We start from the raw sequence: 17,502 nt of genomic DNA on the forward strand, positions 1-17,502 counted from the left end.
TCCGATATCGAGATTCAATCCCATCATGGGGCTGATGCCATGAAGTTGACTACCAAAGGCCGCTACGCCGTCACGGCAATGCTGGATCTTGCCCTTCACGGGGGGCAGGGGCCGGTTACTCTTGCGGATATTTCAGCCCGTCAGGAAATTTCTCTTTCCTACCTCGAGCAGTTATTCTCACGCCTCCGGCGCCGGCAGCTAGTGGCCAGTATACGTGGTCCTGGAGGCGGTTATCGCCTGAGTCGTGTGGCTGCCGAGATATACATTGCGGACGTCGTCGACGCGGTTAGTGAATCGCTCGATACCACAAGGTGTGGAAATAAAGGCGATTGCCAGAATGGTGAAAAATGCCTGACACACCACCTTTGGTCTGATCTGAGTGATCAGATTCATCAGTTTCTCAGCGAGATAAGCCTCGGTGATCTGATGGAAAGACATGAAATCCGCCAGGTTGCGGACAGGCAGAACCGTCTTCAGGTTGATGGCGGCTCTGACACGATTAATACCGAGCGTCTGACAGATCAGGCGCCCGCCTGAATCAAGCCTCTGTATTCTATGAAAAAGCCCGTATACCTCGACTACGCGGCAACGACGCCCGTTGACCCCGCAGTCGCAGATGAAATGATCAAGTATCTTACCCCCGATGGCCTTTTCGGCAATCCGGCATCCCGTTCCCATGGATTTGGCTGGCAAGCGGAATCCGCTGTCGAGTCGGCTCGAGGTCAGGTTGCGAATCTGATTCACGCCGACCCCCGCGAAATTGTCTGGACTTCTGGCGCGACAGAGTCAGATAACCTTGCGATCAAGGGGGCGGTTGCCGGTCGTGATAATGCGCACATCGTAACGTCAATTATTGAGCACAAGGCTGTAGTGGATACCTGCAGGTGGCTGGAAGGGCAGGGTGTTGTGGTTACCTGGCTGAACCCTGACAGCGACGGTCGTATTCCGCCGGTTCAGGTATTCAATGCACTCAGGCCGGAGACGGTCCTGGTGAGCCTGATGCTGGTGAATAATGAACTGGGTTGTGTAACAGATATAGCAACTATTGGTGCAGAACTCCGCAGTCGTGGTGTGATGTTTCATGTGGATGCAGCCCAGGCTGCCGGCAAAATGCCCATTGACGTTACGACCATGCCTGTGGATCTGATGTCTCTCTCTGGTCATAAGGTCTATGGCCCCAAGGGTGTTGGTGCTCTCTACGTCAGGCGCTCGCCCGATGTGCGCATAGAAGCTCAGATTCATGGCGGCGGCCACGAGCGCGGCATGCGTTCAGGAACCCTGCCTACGCACCAGATTGCCGGTATGGGTAAGGCGTTTGCGATTGCTGAGGCCGGCCTTGAGGAGGAGATGCATCACCTTGAGTCTCTGCGCTCATCGTTTCTGCATGGATTGAAGGACTTGTCCGGCGTTACCCTCAATGGCTCCGATAGTGTTCGCGTGCCCGGGATTGTGAATCTGTCGTTCGACGGCGTCGATGCAGAGTCTCTGATGCTCGGGCTCCGGGATCTGGCGGTTTCCTCGGGTTCCGCCTGCGCCTCCGCGGCCGTAGAGCCCTCTTTTGTGCTCCGTGGTATTGGTTTAAGTGATGAACAGGCCAATCGCGCTTTACGATTTTCCTTCGGGCGTTACACGACCGCAGAAGAAATCGCCTTTGCCAGCGCGCAAATTGTTGATGTTGTTACTCGTCTTCGTGCAGTGCGGTAGGCAGTAGGCCTCCGACTGCGTATAATCGCAGGCCTGAAATTTACCCAAACCCTAATAGGAGAAATACCATGGCTAACGAGCGCACGCTTTCTATTGTCAAGCCTGATGCAGTCGCAAAAAATGTAATTGGTGAGATTTATAGCCGCTTCGAGAAGGCTGGCCTGAACATCGTTGCTGCACGCATGATGCATCTTACCCAGGAGCAGGCTGAAGGCTTTTACGCTGAACACAAAGAGCGCCCGTTCTTCAACGATCTGGTTGCCTTCATGACTTCTGGCCCTGTTGTTGTTCAGGCTCTTGAAGGCGAAGGCGCCATCCTGAAAAACCGTGACCTGATGGGTGCTACCAACCCGAAGGAAGCTGAAGCAGGCACCATTCGCGCTGACTTCGCTTCATCTATCGATGCGAACGCGGTTCACGGATCTGACTCTGCTGCTTCTGCAGAGCGCGAAATCGCATATTTTTTCAATGACAACGAGATCTGCCCGCGCGGCTGATTACGTTGATCGGGGGCTGCCTCCGGCAGTCTCCGTATTGGTTATCTGATTGAGGTTATAAAATGACAGCGGCCGCTGAAAAGACCAACCTGCTAGGAATGCCGAAGGACAAGCTTGAGGCGTTCTTCGATTCTCTGGGGGAAAAGCGTTTTCGCGCTACTCAGATCCTGCAGTGGATGCATCAGCGTGGCGTGGATGACTTCGATCAAATGACCAATGTGAGCAAATCCCTACGGGACAAGCTCAAGCAAGTGGCTGAGGTTCGTGGCCCCGAAGTTGTCTATGATGAAACATCGAAGGATGGCACCCGAAAGTGGGTCATGCGCATGGATAACGGTAACAGTGTAGAAACTGTGCTGATCCCCGATGGAGAGCGGGGTACCTTGTGTGTTTCTTCGCAAATCGGCTGCACGCTTGATTGCACTTTCTGCTCAACCGGCAAGCGCGGCTTCAATCGCAACCTGACCGCTGCCGAAATCATCGGACAGGTATGGGTCGCACGCAAGGCCTTTATGCCGTTTGAGCCGGGCCCGGACAGGCCGATTACCAACGTTGTCATGATGGGGATGGGTGAGCCTCTGATGAATTTCGACAACGTGGTGGATGCCATGAATCTGATGATGGAGGATCTCGCTTACGGCATCTCCAAGCGTCGGGTTACGTTGAGCACTTCCGGGGTCGTGCCAGGTATTGACCGTCTTGCAGAAGTTACGGATGTTTCACTGGCCATTTCTCTACATGCGCCCAATGATGAGTTGAGGAACAAGTTGGTTCCGCTCAATAAGAAATACCCGATCGCCGAGCTTCTGGCGGCAACGCGTCGTTACTTTAGCCGTTTGCCGGAAAAGCGAAAAGCGACTATAGAATACACGGTCATTGAAGGTATGAACGACAAACCGGAGCATGCCGTGGAGTTGGCTGAATTGCTGCGGGATCTTCCCTGCAAGATCAACCTTATTCCCTTCAATCCGTTTCCTGAGAGTGACTTCCGGCGGCCCAGCATGAATGCTACCCGGCGGTTTCAGGCTGTCTTGAACGATGCCGGTTATATCGCAACCATCAGGACGACTCGGGGCGATGATATTGACGCTGCCTGTGGCCAGTTGGTTGGAAAGGTAGAAGACCGCACCCGTAGAAGCCAACGTTATATAAATGTTCAGCAGGTGAACCCCTGAATCCGGGCTCCTGCGATGCTCAATCTGCGAGGAACGCAATCTGTGCCTAAAAAACTGCTGACTGGACGTTTTGCTGTCATGGCAACCTTGTTGTGCACTCTCTTGATCACAGGGTGTGTCACAACAACCGACAGCCGTTTCTCCCGCGAGGCCGATCGGCAGAAAGCCGTTGAAGGTTATGTCCAGCTTGCGACGGCTTATATCGGCCAGGGTAATATTGAGCGGGCGAGGCATCATCTTGATCGAGCGCTGGAGCTGTCTCCGGATAGTTCTTCTGCACTGGCGGCCCAAGGGTTGATCTATAACTCAGATGGCGAGCCTGAGCTTGCAGAAAAGAGCTTCCAGCAGGCAATTTCCAACGATTCCGGTTATACACGCGCCAGAGTGTATTACGGTGCATTTTTATATTCCCAGGGGCGAATGGATGAATCCCGCGACCAGTTTCGGGCTGCGTCCAGGGACACAGAGTACAGCGATCGTGCGTCCATTTTTTATAATCTTGGTATGACCCAGGAACGACTCGGCGAGATGGATGAAGCTATAGTCTCTTATCGTCGTGCCTCCGAGTTGAGCCGTGGCGACGCCCGGTCACTGCTTTCGCTGTCCCGCGTGATGGCGGCTTCCGGCGACATGGATGGCGCTGCGCATTACTACAATCGACTGTTGCTGATCATACAAAGAACCGAAGGACTGCAGCATTCGCCTGAAAGCCTGTTAACGGGTATACGCATTGCGCGCTATCGTGGAGATGTAAACCAAGAGTCCAGCATGGTGTTGCAACTGAAAAACAAGTACCCGGAGTCAGTAGAGTATCAACAATACAAGGCGCTGATTTCCAATGACAAGTGATGAGATTCAACAGACTGCGTCGACGGAAACCGTTGGTCAGCAACTTAAGAAAGCTAGAGAAAGGCATGGACTAAGCGTTGCCCAGATAGCCGATGCGCAGCATTTGAGAAATGGCGTCATCCAGGCAATCGAAAATGACGATCATAGCCAGATCGACAGTGAACTTTTTCTTAAAGGCTATGTTCGGGCTTATGCAAAGCAGGTTGGTCTCGACGGGGACGCAATTATTGCGGACCTGAATCTTGAACTTGAGCCATTGCGGCAAAAGAAAGCGCGCGAACTGGAAGCCAATCCATTGGTGGATATCGAGCGGCGTAAGCGCAGAAAGCGCAGGGTTGGCAAACTGCTGTTACTTATCCTGGCGGTTCTGCTCGTAGCGGCTCTTGTTGTCATGTTTGTGGTACCTAAGTTCAGCACCGGTGATTCCGGCGCGTCACTTTCCACAATGACGGCACCGGATGAGAGGGCTTTGGAAGCAGATTCGTTGGGTGAGTCGGAAACACTGCCAAACCTGAACAGCGATGATCCTGAACCTGCAGTTGAAACAGCAGACGCATCTGTGAACAACGATGCCGATCAAGCTCAAGCTCAAGCTCAAACGGAGAATCTGCCAGCGACAACAGGTGCCGAGCCGGAGGAGACCTTTGCGGCTGAAGCTGAATCGGCAACATCTGTGCAGTCCGGTGACATTGTGGAAGACCAGATACCGGTGGTTGCTCAGTCCACAGAGCCCGCGTTGGCTCAGCCATCTCTAACTGCAGATGCGAGCCCCGTATCAGGCAGGCTGGAAATAGATTTCGCCGGCGATTGCTGGGTTCAGGTGCAGGATGCGACTGGCACCCGGCTGACAAGCTCCCTGAGAAGAGCGGGTGAGAAGCTTGAAGTGACCGGAGAGGCGCCTCTGACCGTTGTGATTGGTGCTGTTAATACCGTAAAAGCGATGCGCTTCCAGGGAGAGTCTGTGGATATTGGTGATTTCCCCGTTGAGAACAACCGTGCGGAGTTCACCCTCACAATCTGAAAATTTTTGCATTAATCTATTTCGGTCCCAAGCACATGAAACACGAATCCCCGATCATAAGACGCAAATCCCGCCAGATCATGGTTGGAAATGTACCCGTTGGCGGTGATGCGCCAATCGCGGTGCAAAGCATGACCAACACGAATACTTGCGATGTTGATGCGACGGTAGGCCAGATTGTCGCGTTGCAGGATGCAGGTGCTGATATCGTGAGGGTTTCGGTACCTTCCATGGAAGCTGCTGATGCCTTCGGAAAGATCCGCGATCGGGTTTCGGTGCCACTGGTTGCAGACATTCACTTTGACCACAAGATTGCGCTGCGGGTTGCCGAATTAGGCGTGGATTGCCTGCGTATCAATCCAGGCAATATTGGCCGTGAAGACCGTGTGAGTGCCGTGATCAGCGCGGCGCGTGATCGTAATATTCCGATTCGCATTGGTGTGAACGCAGGCTCTTTGGAAAAGGAACTCCAGCGTAAGTATGGAGAGCCGACTCATGACGCATTGGTTGAGTCGGCCATGCGCCATATTGACATTCTCGACCGTCATGACTTCCAGGATTTCAAGGTCAGCCTGAAAGCTTCGGAAGTTTTCATGACGGTAGCCGCATATCGCAAAATTGCCTCCCAGATTGAGCAGCCGCTTCACCTTGGCATCACCGAGGCCGGCGGCCTCCGTTCAGGCACGGTGAAGTCTTCCATTGGCCTCGGCATGCTGCTGATGGACGGTATCGGCGATACTATTCGGGTTTCTCTGGCGGCGGACCCGGTTCAGGAGGTCAAGGTTGGTTTCGATATCCTCAAAAGCCTGCGCCTACGCAGCCGGGGTATCAATTTTATTGCCTGTCCAAGCTGCTCTCGCCAGAACTTCGATGTTATTCAGACCATGAACGATCTGGAAGTGCGCCTGGAAGATGTGAACGAAGCTCTGGATGTTGCCATCATTGGCTGCATTGTAAATGGCCCTGGTGAAGCAAAAGTGGCGGATATCGGACTGACCGGTGGAAGCCCCAAAAACCTGTTTTACAGGGCAGGTAAGCCGAATCAGAAGCTTGATAATGCAAGCCTTACCGATGACCTTGAGCGGTTGATTCGTGCAGAGATTGCCCAGCGCAAAGAGCAGGAAGATGCCATCATTGCGCGTTCAGACAAATGATCGTTTACCTCGTATTCAGAAAGATTTAAGGGTTTACATTGGCTAAGATTCAGGCAATACGCGGGATGAACGATATCCTGCCAGAACAGACACCTTTGTGGCAGTTTGTTGAAGACACCGCACGCAGGGTTTTGCGGCAATATGGTTATCAGGAGATCCGAATGCCCGTGGTGGAGCAGACGGATCTCTTCAAGCGCTCCATCGGTGAGGTTACAGACATCGTTGAAAAGGAGATGTACACCTTTGAGGATCGCAACGGTGACAGCCTGACTCTTCGACCGGAAGGTACCGCTGGATGCGTCCGTGCGGCAGAAGAGCACGGCTTGTTGTTTAACCAGACTCGCAGATTGTGGTACACAGGCCCCATGTTCAGGCATGAGCGGCCACAGAAGGGCCGTTACCGTCAGTTCCATCAAATCGGTGTTGAGTGTTTTGGCATTCAGGGCCCGGACATTGACGCGGAGCTGCTGATTCTCACGGCAAGGCTTTGGCAAGAGCTTGGTCTTGGCACGCATGCACGCCTTGAAATCAACTCCATTGGCTCTTCACAGGCACGCAAAGAGTTTCGTTGCGCCTTGGTGGACTACCTGGGGCAGTATAAAACGCAGCTTGATGAAGATAGTCAGCGACGCCTAGATACCAATCCGCTGCGTATTCTTGATAGTAAAGACCCGGGCACGCGCAAACTGCTTACAGACGCGCCGCGTCTGGAAAGTTATCTTGACGCCGAATCACGGGAACACTTCGACCAGCTCAAGAAACTTCTTGATGCAGCAGGGATTGCCTACACCGTTAACCCGGCTCTTGTTCGCGGGCTCGACTACTACGGCAAAACTGTTTTCGAATGGGTTACCGATAGTCTTGGCGCCCAGGGCACTATTTGTGCGGGTGGGCGGTACGACGGCCTGGTTGAACAGCTTGGTGGGAAACCGACGTCTGCAGTTGGCTTTGCTATGGGCCTTGAACGCCTCATTTTATTACTCGATACGCTCGGACTGGTGCCAGAGGAAGCCAACAGTAACGCGGATGTATATGTAACGGCTATGGGTGAAGCGGCGGTCGCACCGGCTCTGGCTTTTGCTGAGACTTTGCGTAACGAACTGAAAGGCCGGGTAATTGTCAGTCATTGCGGTGGTGGTAGCTTCAAGAGTCAGATGAAAAAAGCAGACAAAAGTGGCGCTCGCTACGCTGTGATTCTTGGAGAGAATGAGCTGGAGAATGCCACGGCAGGCCTCAAGCCGCTGCGATCGGGCGAAGAGCAGAGTAGCGTTGCGCAGAGTGATTTGGCAGCCGTGCTTGCGAAAGCCCTGACAAACTGATCCGTACGAACATAAAAGTAAAAAACCATTACAGGAGTCAACATGGCGGAATTGCGCACCGAAGAAGAACAGGTACAGGCGATCAAGGACTGGTGGAAGCGGAATGGTAGTTCTCTGCTCATTGGTATCGGTGCCGCCCTGGCGATTGTATTCGGCTGGCAGGCCTGGCAGAACCATCAGGACCAGCAGCGCGCAGAGGCAGCCAATCAATTTGCGACGCTGTTGAACGCGTTTTCCAACGAAGCCGACGAAACGTCGGGCGAGACAGTGGCTTTCGTAGCAAAAACCCTGCAAGAGGATTATACCGACAGTGCATACGCGGTATATGGAAATCTGATTCTTGCTCGTCAGCAGTTGGTTGAGGATAACGACGCCGAAGCGGCGATTGATTCGCTTGAATGGGCCCTTGGAAAAGCGGGCGAGCATAAGGCTCTGGCGCTAGTCGTTCGCAATCGCCTTGCCCGGGCGCAGTTCTCCGCTGAACAGTATGACGATGCGCTGGCCACCATTGATGGTGCTGGAAGTGTTGAAAATACAGGTGCCTTTGCGGCAATTTTCTCTGAACTACGTGGCGATATTCTACTGGCGCAGGGTAACGAAGAGGGTGCTCGGGACGCTTATTTGGCAGCTCGGGAGCAGGGTCAGCAAAGCCGTACCGGCATTCTGGAACTCAAACTGTCTGACCTGGGCGTAGGAGAGGAGGCCTGATGCGGATGACTGGTAGCGGGCTAGTCCGGGCAGGCGTCTTTACAGTTTTGGCGGCGGCGTTGGGTGTTTCCGGATGCAGCACCACTGATACCTTTGAGCAGCCTGTGCCGGTTCCCGATGTGGACAGCACGGTTGAGTTCAAAACGGTGTGGAGTAAATCGGTTGGCGAGGGGCACGATGGTGACTTCCTGTACCTGTCACCATTAAATGCTGGCGAAACACTGTATGCCGCTTCTGCTGATGGTGAACTCTTAGCTCTGGATGCAGAGACAGGCAAGCTGCAATGGGAGCGTGATCTTGAAAGTCGTATCTTTGCCGGAGTTGGTGGCGATCGCACCCAGCTTTATCTGGTTACCCGTGAAGCAGACCTGATTGCACTATCCCGGGAAGACGGCAGTGAACTCTGGCGCAGCGCCTTGCCAATGGAAGCGCTAGCCGCGCCCCAGTCAAACGGTAGTTTAGTGGTCGCCCAGACCACCGATGGTAGAGTCCTCGCTTTCGATACAACCAACGGTGAGAAACGTTGGCAGTACGATGGTGTAATTCCGGCGCTGTCTTTGCGCGCCGCGGCAGAGCCTTTGGTGGGCGGTGACGTTGTGATCGCGTCGTTTTCTAACGGCAAGCTTATTGCTTTGTCGGCGGACGCCGGTCAACCGCTTTGGCAATACGAAGTGGGGCAACCGCAGGGACGTACAGAACTTGAAAGGTTGGTAGACATTTCGGGGCAGCCGCTGGTTCTTGAGTCTGCGGTGATGGTCTCCGGGTATCAGGGAAAGCTTGCACTGGTTGATATTCGGACTGGCCAGGAAATCTGGAGCCGGAAGGCATCAAGCCTGCATTCTCCAATGATTGGCGGCGGTAATATCTACCTTTCATCTGCGAATGGTGATGTTGTTGCATACCGTGGTTCAGACCGCAGAGAGCTATGGCTTCAAGATGCGTTGTCCTGGCGTCAGTTGACCCAACCGGCTGTGTACGAGAATTATCTTGTGGTCGGAGATTATGAGGGCTATCTACACGTGTTGTCCGCCGATGACGGAAGCCTGGTAGGCCAGAAGCGCTATGACAGCGATGGCCTTCGGGTTCCGTTTCAGCGCCTGGCGAATGGAAACCTGATGGTTTTCGGAAACGGCGGTAAGCTGTCTGTATTCAAGCTGAGGGAGCGGAACTGATCCGCAAGCCCTCAACGCCCCGCTTAATGCGGGGCCTAAAACGACTTTATAGCGAATTATTATGACCCCAGTAATTGCCCTTGTCGGTCGGCCGAATGTTGGCAAGTCGACACTATTCAACCAGATGACGCGGTCCCGCGACGCTCTGGTGGCAGATTTTCCTGGCCTGACCCGGGATCGTAAATACGGTGAGGGCACCTACGAAGACCAGCGTTTTATCGTTATTGATACCGGTGGTCTTACCGGCATAGAAGAAGGGCTGGATGTCGAAATGGCACGGCAGTCGTTGCAGGCTATCGATGAGGCAGACATTGTTCTGTTTCTGGTCGACGGGCGCGCAGGGCTTATGGCGGGTGATGAGTTAATTGCTGATCACCTGCGCAGGTCGGGCAAAAAGGGCCATCTGGTGGTCAACAAGACCGATGGCCAGGACCCGGACATCGCCGCAGCCGACTTCTACAGCCTCGGATTTGATTCTATATTCATGATAGCGGCGTCCCATAACCGTGGCGTTCGTTCGATGTTGGAGTTGTTGCTTCCGTCTGAAGAAGACCGGGAGGAAGCCGATAACGCGAACAAGTACCCCGGAATTCGTATAGGCATTGTCGGCCGCCCCAATGTTGGTAAATCAACCCTGGTTAACCGCATGCTAGGGGAAGATCGCGTGGTGGTTTACGACATGCCAGGCACTACTCGGGACAGTGTTTACATTCCCTATGAGCGGCACGAAAAGCAATACACCCTGATTGATACGGCGGGGATACGGCGGCGTAAAAATGTTAATGAGGCGGTCGAAAAGTTTTCGATAATCAAAACGCTGAAAGCCATCGATGATGCCCATGTGGTGATACTTGTGATCGATGCAAGGGAAGGGCTCGTTGATCAGGACCTGCACCTGATTGGATTTGTTCTTGATGCCGGTCGTTCTCTGGTGGTTGCAGTCAATAAATGGGACGGGATGGATCCGGAAGAGCGTGCCAGGGTAAAAGAGCAGGTGAAGCGTCGCCTGGACTTTCTTGATTACGCTGACAAGCACTATATATCCGCGCTTCATGGATCTGGCGTGGGGGTTATGTATGAGTCGGTGGAAGCCTGCTATGAATCCGCCATGGCGAAGTGGCCGACCAACCGATTAACCACAATTCTCGAAGATGCAATTTCCCAGCACCAACCGCCTTTGGTTCGGGGCCGCAGAATCAAGCTGCGTTATGCTCACCAGGGTGGTTCAAACCCCCCGGTTATTGTTGTTCATGGTAATCAGACCGCAGCCTTGCCTGGCTCCTATAAACGCTATCTGGAAAATACGTTTCGCAAAGTACTTAAGGTGACGGGCTCGCCTATAAGGTTTGAGTTCCGCTCCAGTGAAAATCCTTTCGTTGGCAACGTTGACCGGAAAACGCCGCGCCAAAAGGTCAAGCAGGATAATGATCTGAAGGCAGGACGCCGTGTGAAAAAGACCCGTCAGAAAAGCATCAAACGCTGACAGGCCTTTCTATTTAGCGGGGCGGCTCAGGCCAGCCCCGCGTCCTCTACCTGCTTTGCCTGCACCGCTGTCAACGCGATAGTAAACACAATATCCTCCACCAGCGCACCCCGTGAAAGGTCATTCACCGGTTTTCTCAGGCCCTGAAGCATCGGCCCGACACTTACTACATTTGCGCTTCGCTGAACCGCTTTGTAGGTGGTGTTGCCGGTGTTGAGATCGGGGAAGATGAACACCGTGGCTTTACCTGCAACCTTGCTTTCTGGCGCCTTGCTCCGGGCCACACTCTCGATGGCAGCCGCGTCGTATTGCAGGGGACCATCGATAAGCAGGTCTGGCCGGCGTTCCCGGGCAATCCTTGTTGCCTCGCGCACCTTCTCCACATCATGCCCGCTTCCGGACGCTCCGGTACTGTAGCTGATCATCGCTACAATAGGTTCAATACCGAAGGCCTCAGCTGATTCGGCACTCTGAATGGCAATATCAGCGAGTTCTTCTGCGTTTGGGTCTGGGTTAATAGCGCAATCACCATACACCAGAACCTGCTGCGGCAGCAGCATGAAGAAAACCGAGGAGACAACCCGGGCCTGTTCGTGGGTTTTGATCAGCTGCAAAGCAGGGCGCACGGTGTTGGCTGTGGTATGTATGGCGCCTGAAACCAGCCCGTCGGCTTCATCCAGAGCGACCATCATGGTGCCCATGACGACATTGTCTTCAAGCATGGCTTCCGCCATGTCCGGGGCAAGACCCTTGTGTTTGCGCAACTCGACCATAGGTGCGACGTACTCTTTGCGCACGCGGGTAGGATCAATTATTTCAATGTCGTCAGGTAGCTCAAGACCATGTGAGGCCGCCACACCCCGGATTTCGCTTTCGTCGCCGATTAAAGCACAGCGCGCAAGTTTGCGTTGGTGACAAATGATTGCAGCCTGGAGGGTCCGCGGTTCACTGCCTTCCGGAAGCACAATGCGCTTGTTGGCCGCCCGGGCGCGCTCGGACAGCTGATAGCGAAACGCAGGGGGGGATAGCCGGCTCTGAATCTCAACGCGGAGGTGTTCCTGAAGCCAGTCTGTATCAATATTTGTTGCAACTGTTTCCATCGCCTTTTCGACCCTGTCGGGGTCATCGACAGGGATAGCTGTCGAAAGGTTTGCCAGTATATGTGCGGTTTCGTACGTATTTGTGGGCGAGCTGAGTACCGGCATGCCGGTGTGCAGCGCACGAGAGCAAAGATCGATTACGCGCTGATCTGGCATTAGCCCGCCCGTCAGCAGGAGGCCTGCCAGAGGCACACCGTTCAAAGCCGCAACTGCTGTCGTTACGATAATATCTTCACGATCACCGGGGGTAACCATCAGTGTTCCCGGGCTCAGGGTCTCCGTCATGTTGCGGATAGACCTTGCGCATACAGAGACCTTCTGCACCCTGCGAGTATGCATCTGGCCTTCGTATAGCACCGGGAGACCAAGCTCTCGGGCAATATCGGAGACGCGCGGAGCCAGTAAATCGGACTGCCAGGGAATTTCGCCCAGCAAGCGGAAACGACCGTCTCGGAAGACCTTGCACGCGTTCCGGTAGTCAGGGGGTTCGCATTCGGTCTGGTTGACAGTGCTGTAGGGTTCGAGCCCCGATCGCCCAGGATCACCAAGCTTGTTGAGAATAACTGCGATAACATCCTGCGCGGACACATCGGAAAATATACGTGCGGAGAAATCCAGTTCTTCGTCCAGTTCAGCCGCGCTACTCTTGCCCGGCGTGCTGACCAATACCACTTCGGAGCCGAGGTTTCGCGCCACTTCCACATTTAGCCGTGCTATGTAGGCTTCGCGGCGATCGGGAACCAGGCCTTCAATGATCACTACGTCGACATTTTTGGCAACCTTTTGGTACTCACCAACCACTGTTTCCATCAACAGGTCGGCTTTTCCACGGTTCAGCCACTGTTGCGCCTTTTTCAGCGGAATGGGGTCTGGTAACTGCAGGTGGCTGCGCGAGCGCACGAAGTTAACCGATGAGTCTTTACCATCGTTATGTATGGACTCCCCCAGATTAACCGACTGGGAAAAGGGCTTGTAGAATCCAACACTGATCCCCACACGCTCCATTGCGCGCAAAAGGCCCAGGCATACTGATGTAAGCCCTGAATCTATGGATGTGGGGGCGATAAACAGGCTTTTGGCCATAATGGAATTCCAGATAGTTACTTTGGTAGTTCTTTATACATTGGCGGCCAGGCGCGTGGCCTCACGGGCGATTACAAGTTCTTCGTTGGTTGGGATAACCAGAACCGGGAAGCGGGAAGCTGTATCGTCTATTCTGCCGTCGCTGTACCCACCGTGATGTTCATTCATGTCGGCATCAATACCAAACCCCAGGAGCCCAAGGTGACTCAGGGTTTTCTCCCTCACCCGACTGCTGTTTTCTCCAATACCGCCAGTGAAAACCAGAGCATCCAGTTGATTTAGCGAAGCCATCATGGCTCCCACGTATTTTGCCAGGCGAAAGCAGAATATCTCAATCGCCAGAGCTGATGGTTCATGGCCATGATCCGCCAGGTCGCATAACGTGCGCATGTCGTTGGTCTGCCCCGAAATCCCGAGAAGACCACTTTCGTGATTAAGTGCTCTGTGCACTTCGCTGAGTGACATACCGCGAGAGCAGAGGTAGCTAAAAATACTCGGGTCGATATCACCACTTCGGGTGCCCATGACCAGCCCTTCGAGAGGTGTTAGCCCCATGCTGGTATCGACGCTCAGGCCATCTTTGATCGCCGTTATGCTGCACCCGTTGCCAAGATGAGCGGATATGATTGATGTGGTTGCCGGTGTTCTATCGAGCCGCTTTGCTGCTTCATTCGCCATGAAAAAGTGGCTGATGCCATGAAATCCATAGCGTCGAACGCTCCAGTCCCGGTAGTAGGATTCTGGCAGCGCGTAGAGATACGCGCGTGGCGCAAGAGTCTGATGGTAAGCGGTATCAAATACTGCAATCTGAGGTGTATCGGGAAATTGCTCAAGAGTTGCTTCAATTCCGGCAAGGGCGACCGGGTTGTGGAGAGGGGCCAGGCTGGCACAGTCTTTGATCGCACTTATCACATCGTTATTGATCAAAACCGCTTCGCGAAACGTCTCACCGCCATGGACAACGCGGTGGCCAACAGATGTTGGGGTATCGGGCATCATTTGCCGTTCACGCAGCGTCGAAACCAGTACCTGTAGAGCTTGTTTGTGGTCGGCGCCCTTCGGGAGAGCAACTATGCGCTCGTCACTATCAATTCGAGCAGATGCGTCGTTGCTGTTCAGGCGCTCTGCAGACGCCGATGCTATTTTTTTTTCATTTTCGTCGAACAGAGCGAGTTTTAGGGACGAACTGCCGCAGTTAACAACAAGAATGGATTTTGTCATGTTCTCACAGCTTCCCGGATTTCAGGTTGATGTACGGTGATTGAGATTCAGCCACTCGTTAAATTCTTCAGCGGGTAGGGGGCGGCTATAAAAATAGCCTTGAGCGAAGTCGCAGCCTTCCTGGCGGAGGAAAAGGGTTTGAGCCTCATCCTCAACGCCTTCGGCAACTACGCTAAGCCCAAGGCTGTGAGCCATGTTGATAATAGCGCGCACAAGGGTCGCGTCCTCAGGCTCTTTCATCACATCCTGGACAAACGATTTGTCGATCTTGAGCGTATCAAACGGGTAGCTTTTCAGGTAGCTGAGAGCTGAGTAGCCAGTGCCAAAATCATCTACTGACAGGCGTATCCCTGCGCGATCCAGATTGCTGAGGATTTCAGCCGTTTCTATCGAGTTATCAAGAAGCAGGCGCTCGGTGATTTCAAGCTCCAGCATTTCAGGAGCCAGTTCAGCGTTGGAGAGAGCGCCCATAACCGCTTTGGTAAATCCGGAGTCGCGAAACTGACGTGGAGATACATTAACTGATATACCGATGTCCTGGCCGGTGACCGACTTCCAGCCAGCTGCTGCAAGGCAAGCCTGTTCAAGCACCCATTCTCCAATGGGAATAATCAGACCGGTTTCTTCGGCAAGCGGGATAAATCGATCTGGCATGATCATACCCAACGCCGGATTATTCCATCGTATCAGTGCTTCAGCCGCTTTCAGGCTGCCGGTTGTTGTATCTATGATTGGCTGGAAGTAAAGCTCCATTTCCTGCAATTCGAGCGCGCGTCGCAAGCGCGATTCCATTTGCAGGCGCTCGTGAGAAACTTCGGACATTTCCTGGGTAAAGTGCGCATAGGAACTCTTCCCCTGGTGCTTTGCCTGGTACATGGCTGCGTCGGCATGCTGGAGAAGGGTGCCACTGTTGTCGGAATCCGTAGGATAAATGGCAATACCTATGCTGGTTGTAACAAACACTTCCTGGCCATTGAGAAAATAGGCCGGAGCAAACGTGCTCAATATACGTTCGGCAACTTGTGACGATGATTCGGGGCCTGCGAGTCCTGGCAGAATGACGAGAAATTCGTCTCCCCCGAGTCGCGCCACTGTGCTGGTTCCACGCAGGCAGCTGGAAATTCGTCGGGCTGCTTCTATGAGCAGGTTGTCACCGGCGTCGTGGCCCAGCGTGTCGTTGATGTGCTTGAAGTTATCCAGGTCCAGAAACATCACACCGACCATGGAGTTCTCGCGCCGTGCCTGAGCCAAAGCGAGTTTGAGCCTGTCCAGAGCAAGCATGCGGTTGGGCAGGCCAGTCAGGATGTCGTAGTTGGCCTGGCGTAACAATTGTTGTTCATAGCGTTTCCGGATACTGATGTCCTCACCGAGAATGAGGTAGCCAGTGGCATCCCCGGCACCATTCTTTATGGGCGTGACGATCAGTTGTTCCCAGAACCGTTCTCCATTGCGGCGCACGCTGTTAACTTCACCCTGCCAGACACCAACCCGCTGAACCTGCAACCGGATGGATTGCCATAGGTGGCGGTTGTCACGGTTATTCACGTTATCGTCGCTTAAAGCACCCGGGTGCCGGCCAACAATGGATTTCGCGTTATAGCCCGTAAGCTGGGTAAATTTATGGTTGGCAAACTCAACCCGCCACTGGCGATCGCAGATAACAACGGAAGAGGGACTTTGCTCGATTGCTTTAGAGAACTTGTGGATCTCGGCTGCGTCTCGCTTCTGGCGCACCAGGTCGTCGTTCAGTCTTTCGCGCATCTGGTTGAACGCTTCGGTTACGCGGCCGATTTCATCATTACGGTGTGAGGGTGTATCCGGGCGGTCCAGCGTAAGGGGCGTGCTGAGGTTCGCCAGAGAAAAATCTTTTGCGTAATTCGCCATGGTTGTGAGATGGCGGGTAATAAAATGCTGAATGACCAAGATGATCAATATGGATACGAAAAATGTCTTGAGGAATTGGGTGGCCATTATGATGCCAACCTTCACCTTCATATCCTCATAGACGCGGTCCAGATTCGCAGTGACGGTCAGTTCACCGAGCTTCAGCGCTCCTTCCCCCTGATGAATCAGGTCGAATCTGTGAGATTGAGTATCGGCTCCGCGAGGTATCTCTCCCATAACCAGCTCGGAGTCAGGCTCAATGCGCAGACGAAGGTGGACAATGTCTGGCAGGCTGAGGATACCCTCCATTTGCGTCTGAAGCAGTTTCTGATCAAGAGCCCAGAGGCTTCTGGCGAGACTGGACGCATAACCTGACTCAACAACCAGCATTCGGCTGTCAATTTGGGCAAGGTCTTTTCGGTAGTCGGAGTATATCTGAATGGCTGAGGCGATCAGAGTGAAAGCCGAACTGAATAGAAGTATCCAGGCAAGCAACCTGAATGACAGGGGAGAGCCTTTACGAAATCGTTGAATGCGCGTCGGTAGTCTTGGCATCTCGTAACTTCAGCCACCCTGGCCAGTTGATAAATGCTGAAAGTCTATCACTTGATGACTATAACAGCCCCGCTCCGCAAATTCTTTGCATATATGTGAAAAGGTGAGAGGAACATGCCCTGGTCGATATTTTCTGGGCTTTCTGGTTTTAAGAGGGGGGTTATCCATTGACGCAGATCAACATTGATATTTTGTAAAGACGTAACCTGAGCTTAATCAAGTTTGATATGGGCCAGGAGAAAAATTATGTATATGGACGCTGTGGTTTTCGCTGGAATCGCAACTGTGTTGCTGATGGTCGCATTCTTCGTTGGTGTAGGCGTATTTGTGATGCGCGACCAGAAGTCGCATGGCGTAGAGCAGCAAGCTAAAGATTTGAAGGCCGGTGGGAAGCCGGTCTGAAAACTGCTGATTTGATCTGGTTTTGCTAAAGCTTGTTTCTGCTTTCAGAGCTATAAGTCTGTAAAGCAGAAATGGCGTCCCCTAGGGGGTTCGAACCCCTGTTGCCGCCGTGAAAGGGCGGAGTCCTAGGCCACTAGACGAAGGGGACGCAACGCTTCAAAACCGTGCCTCGTCG

At 53.5% G+C, this 17,502-nt stretch carries 15 protein-coding genes and 1 tRNA gene; 12 read left to right on the forward strand and 4 right to left on the reverse strand.

Annotated elements, in window-relative coordinates:
- Nucleotides 1–39 precede the first annotated feature (39 nt).
- The 11 genes from iscR (at nucleotide 40) to der (ending at nucleotide 11,082) form a co-directional block, all read left to right on the forward strand.
- Nucleotides 40–537, forward strand: coding sequence for a Fe-S cluster assembly transcriptional regulator IscR (iscR, locus tag Q4501_RS08215; RefSeq protein ID WP_303595739.1), 498 nt, complete (start codon nucleotides 40–42; stop codon nucleotides 535–537).
- Nucleotides 538–555: 18 nt separating this feature from the next.
- Nucleotides 556–1,704 (forward strand): IscS subfamily cysteine desulfurase, encoded by a 1,149-nt coding sequence (locus tag Q4501_RS08220; RefSeq protein WP_303595740.1) that lies wholly within the window; start codon nucleotides 556–558, stop codon nucleotides 1,702–1,704.
- 68 nt (nucleotides 1,705–1,772) lie between these two features.
- Complete coding sequence (ndk, locus tag Q4501_RS08225; RefSeq protein WP_303595741.1) at nucleotides 1,773–2,201, forward strand: nucleoside-diphosphate kinase; 429 nt, start codon at nucleotides 1,773–1,775, stop codon at nucleotides 2,199–2,201.
- 62 nt (nucleotides 2,202–2,263) lie between these two features.
- Nucleotides 2,264–3,376 carry a 23S rRNA (adenine(2503)-C(2))-methyltransferase RlmN gene (gene rlmN, locus Q4501_RS08230; protein WP_303595742.1) on the forward strand — a complete coding sequence of 371 codons (1,113 nt, stop codon included), beginning with the start codon at nucleotides 2,264–2,266 and terminating at the stop codon, nucleotides 3,374–3,376.
- 78 nt (nucleotides 3,377–3,454) lie between these two features.
- Nucleotides 3,455–4,225: a type IV pilus biogenesis/stability protein PilW gene (gene pilW / locus Q4501_RS08235; RefSeq protein WP_303596187.1), complete on the forward strand. Its 771-nt coding sequence runs from the start codon at nucleotides 3,455–3,457 to the stop codon at nucleotides 4,223–4,225.
- The gene (locus Q4501_RS08240) at nucleotides 4,215–5,246 is read left to right on the forward strand and encodes a RodZ domain-containing protein (RefSeq protein ID WP_303595743.1); all 1,032 of its coding nucleotides are present in this window, start codon (nucleotides 4,215–4,217) and stop codon (nucleotides 5,244–5,246) included. The genes pilW and Q4501_RS08240 overlap by 11 nt, the downstream gene beginning before the upstream one ends.
- Nucleotides 5,247–5,281: 35 nt before the next feature.
- Nucleotides 5,282–6,400 carry a flavodoxin-dependent (E)-4-hydroxy-3-methylbut-2-enyl-diphosphate synthase gene (ispG, locus tag Q4501_RS08245; protein ID WP_303595744.1) on the forward strand — a complete coding sequence of 373 codons (1,119 nt, stop codon included), beginning with the start codon at nucleotides 5,282–5,284 and terminating at the stop codon, nucleotides 6,398–6,400.
- A gap of 38 nt (nucleotides 6,401–6,438) precedes the next feature.
- The gene (gene hisS, locus Q4501_RS08250; protein WP_303595745.1) at nucleotides 6,439–7,719 is read left to right on the forward strand and encodes a histidine--tRNA ligase; all 1,281 of its coding nucleotides are present in this window, start codon (nucleotides 6,439–6,441) and stop codon (nucleotides 7,717–7,719) included.
- Between the two features lie 42 nt (nucleotides 7,720–7,761).
- Entirely contained in the window at nucleotides 7,762–8,427 is a 666-nt protein-coding gene (locus Q4501_RS08255; protein ID WP_303595746.1) for a tetratricopeptide repeat protein, read from the forward strand.
- A 5-nt stretch (nucleotides 8,428–8,432) separates the two neighbouring features.
- Nucleotides 8,433–9,599, forward strand: coding sequence for an outer membrane protein assembly factor BamB (gene bamB, locus Q4501_RS08260; protein ID WP_303596188.1), 1,167 nt, complete (start codon nucleotides 8,433–8,435; stop codon nucleotides 9,597–9,599).
- A 61-nt stretch (nucleotides 9,600–9,660) separates the two neighbouring features.
- Complete coding sequence (gene der / locus Q4501_RS08265; protein WP_303595747.1) at nucleotides 9,661–11,082, forward strand: ribosome biogenesis GTPase Der; 1,422 nt, start codon at nucleotides 9,661–9,663, stop codon at nucleotides 11,080–11,082.
- Between the two features lie 26 nt (nucleotides 11,083–11,108).
- On the opposite strand, the gene pta is transcribed toward der, so the two are convergent.
- The 3 genes from pta to Q4501_RS08280 are packed head-to-tail and all read right to left on the reverse strand — an operon-like array spanning nucleotide 11,109 to nucleotide 16,925.
- The gene (gene pta / locus Q4501_RS08270) at nucleotides 11,109–13,265 is read right to left on the reverse strand and encodes a phosphate acetyltransferase (RefSeq protein ID WP_303595748.1); all 2,157 of its coding nucleotides are present in this window, start codon (nucleotides 13,263–13,265) and stop codon (nucleotides 11,109–11,111) included.
- 33 nt (nucleotides 13,266–13,298) lie between these two features.
- The gene (locus tag Q4501_RS08275; protein ID WP_303595749.1) at nucleotides 13,299–14,486 is read right to left on the reverse strand and encodes an acetate/propionate family kinase; all 1,188 of its coding nucleotides are present in this window, start codon (nucleotides 14,484–14,486) and stop codon (nucleotides 13,299–13,301) included.
- 21 nt (nucleotides 14,487–14,507) lie between these two features.
- Nucleotides 14,508–16,925: an EAL domain-containing protein gene (locus tag Q4501_RS08280; protein ID WP_303595750.1), complete on the reverse strand. Its 2,418-nt coding sequence runs from the start codon at nucleotides 16,923–16,925 to the stop codon at nucleotides 14,508–14,510.
- A 246-nt stretch (nucleotides 16,926–17,171) separates the two neighbouring features.
- On the opposite strand from Q4501_RS08280, the gene ccoM reads away from it, so the two are divergent.
- Nucleotides 17,172–17,327, forward strand: a complete 156-nt coding sequence (gene ccoM / locus Q4501_RS08285) for a cytochrome c oxidase subunit CcoM (RefSeq protein ID WP_303595751.1) — start codon at nucleotides 17,172–17,174, stop codon at nucleotides 17,325–17,327.
- A gap of 72 nt (nucleotides 17,328–17,399) precedes the next feature.
- Here the strand turns inward: ccoM and Q4501_RS08290 are convergent.
- A tRNA-Glu gene (locus tag Q4501_RS08290) sits at nucleotides 17,400–17,475 on the reverse strand.
- Nucleotides 17,476–17,502 lie beyond the last annotated feature (27 nt).

Origin of the sequence: Marinobacter sp. 2_MG-2023 (assembly GCF_030546935.1) — a bacterium.
In the GTDB taxonomy this organism is placed as follows: Bacteria; Pseudomonadota; Gammaproteobacteria; order Pseudomonadales; family Oleiphilaceae; genus Marinobacter.

Bases quoted from the DNA above. Each gene is read 5' to 3' on its own strand.
- iscR (WP_303595739.1), top strand. From the start codon at position 40: ATGAAGTTGACTACCAAAGGCCGCTACGCCGTCACGGCAATGCTGGAT.
- ispG (WP_303595744.1), top strand. From the start codon at position 5,282: ATGAAACACGAATCCCCGATCATAAGACGCAAATCCCGCCAGATCATG.
- rlmN (WP_303595742.1), top strand. From the start codon at position 2,264: ATGACAGCGGCCGCTGAAAAGACCAACCTGCTAGGAATGCCGAAGGAC.
- Q4501_RS08280 (WP_303595750.1), bottom strand. From the start codon at position 16,925: ATGCCAAGACTACCGACGCGCATTCAACGATTTCGTAAAGGCTCTCCC.
- Q4501_RS08275 (WP_303595749.1), bottom strand. From the start codon at position 14,486: ATGACAAAATCCATTCTTGTTGTTAACTGCGGCAGTTCGTCCCTAAAA.
- ndk (WP_303595741.1), top strand. From the start codon at position 1,773: ATGGCTAACGAGCGCACGCTTTCTATTGTCAAGCCTGATGCAGTCGCA.
- Q4501_RS08220 (WP_303595740.1), top strand. From the start codon at position 556: ATGAAAAAGCCCGTATACCTCGACTACGCGGCAACGACGCCCGTTGAC.
- Q4501_RS08255 (WP_303595746.1), top strand. From the start codon at position 7,762: ATGGCGGAATTGCGCACCGAAGAAGAACAGGTACAGGCGATCAAGGAC.
- bamB (WP_303596188.1), top strand. From the start codon at position 8,433: ATGACTGGTAGCGGGCTAGTCCGGGCAGGCGTCTTTACAGTTTTGGCG.
- pta (WP_303595748.1), bottom strand. From the start codon at position 13,265: ATGGCCAAAAGCCTGTTTATCGCCCCCACATCCATAGATTCAGGGCTT.
- ccoM (WP_303595751.1), top strand. From the start codon at position 17,172: ATGTATATGGACGCTGTGGTTTTCGCTGGAATCGCAACTGTGTTGCTG.
- Q4501_RS08240 (WP_303595743.1), top strand. From the start codon at position 4,215: ATGACAAGTGATGAGATTCAACAGACTGCGTCGACGGAAACCGTTGGT.
- pilW (WP_303596187.1), top strand. From the start codon at position 3,455: ATGGCAACCTTGTTGTGCACTCTCTTGATCACAGGGTGTGTCACAACA.
- der (WP_303595747.1), top strand. From the start codon at position 9,661: ATGACCCCAGTAATTGCCCTTGTCGGTCGGCCGAATGTTGGCAAGTCG.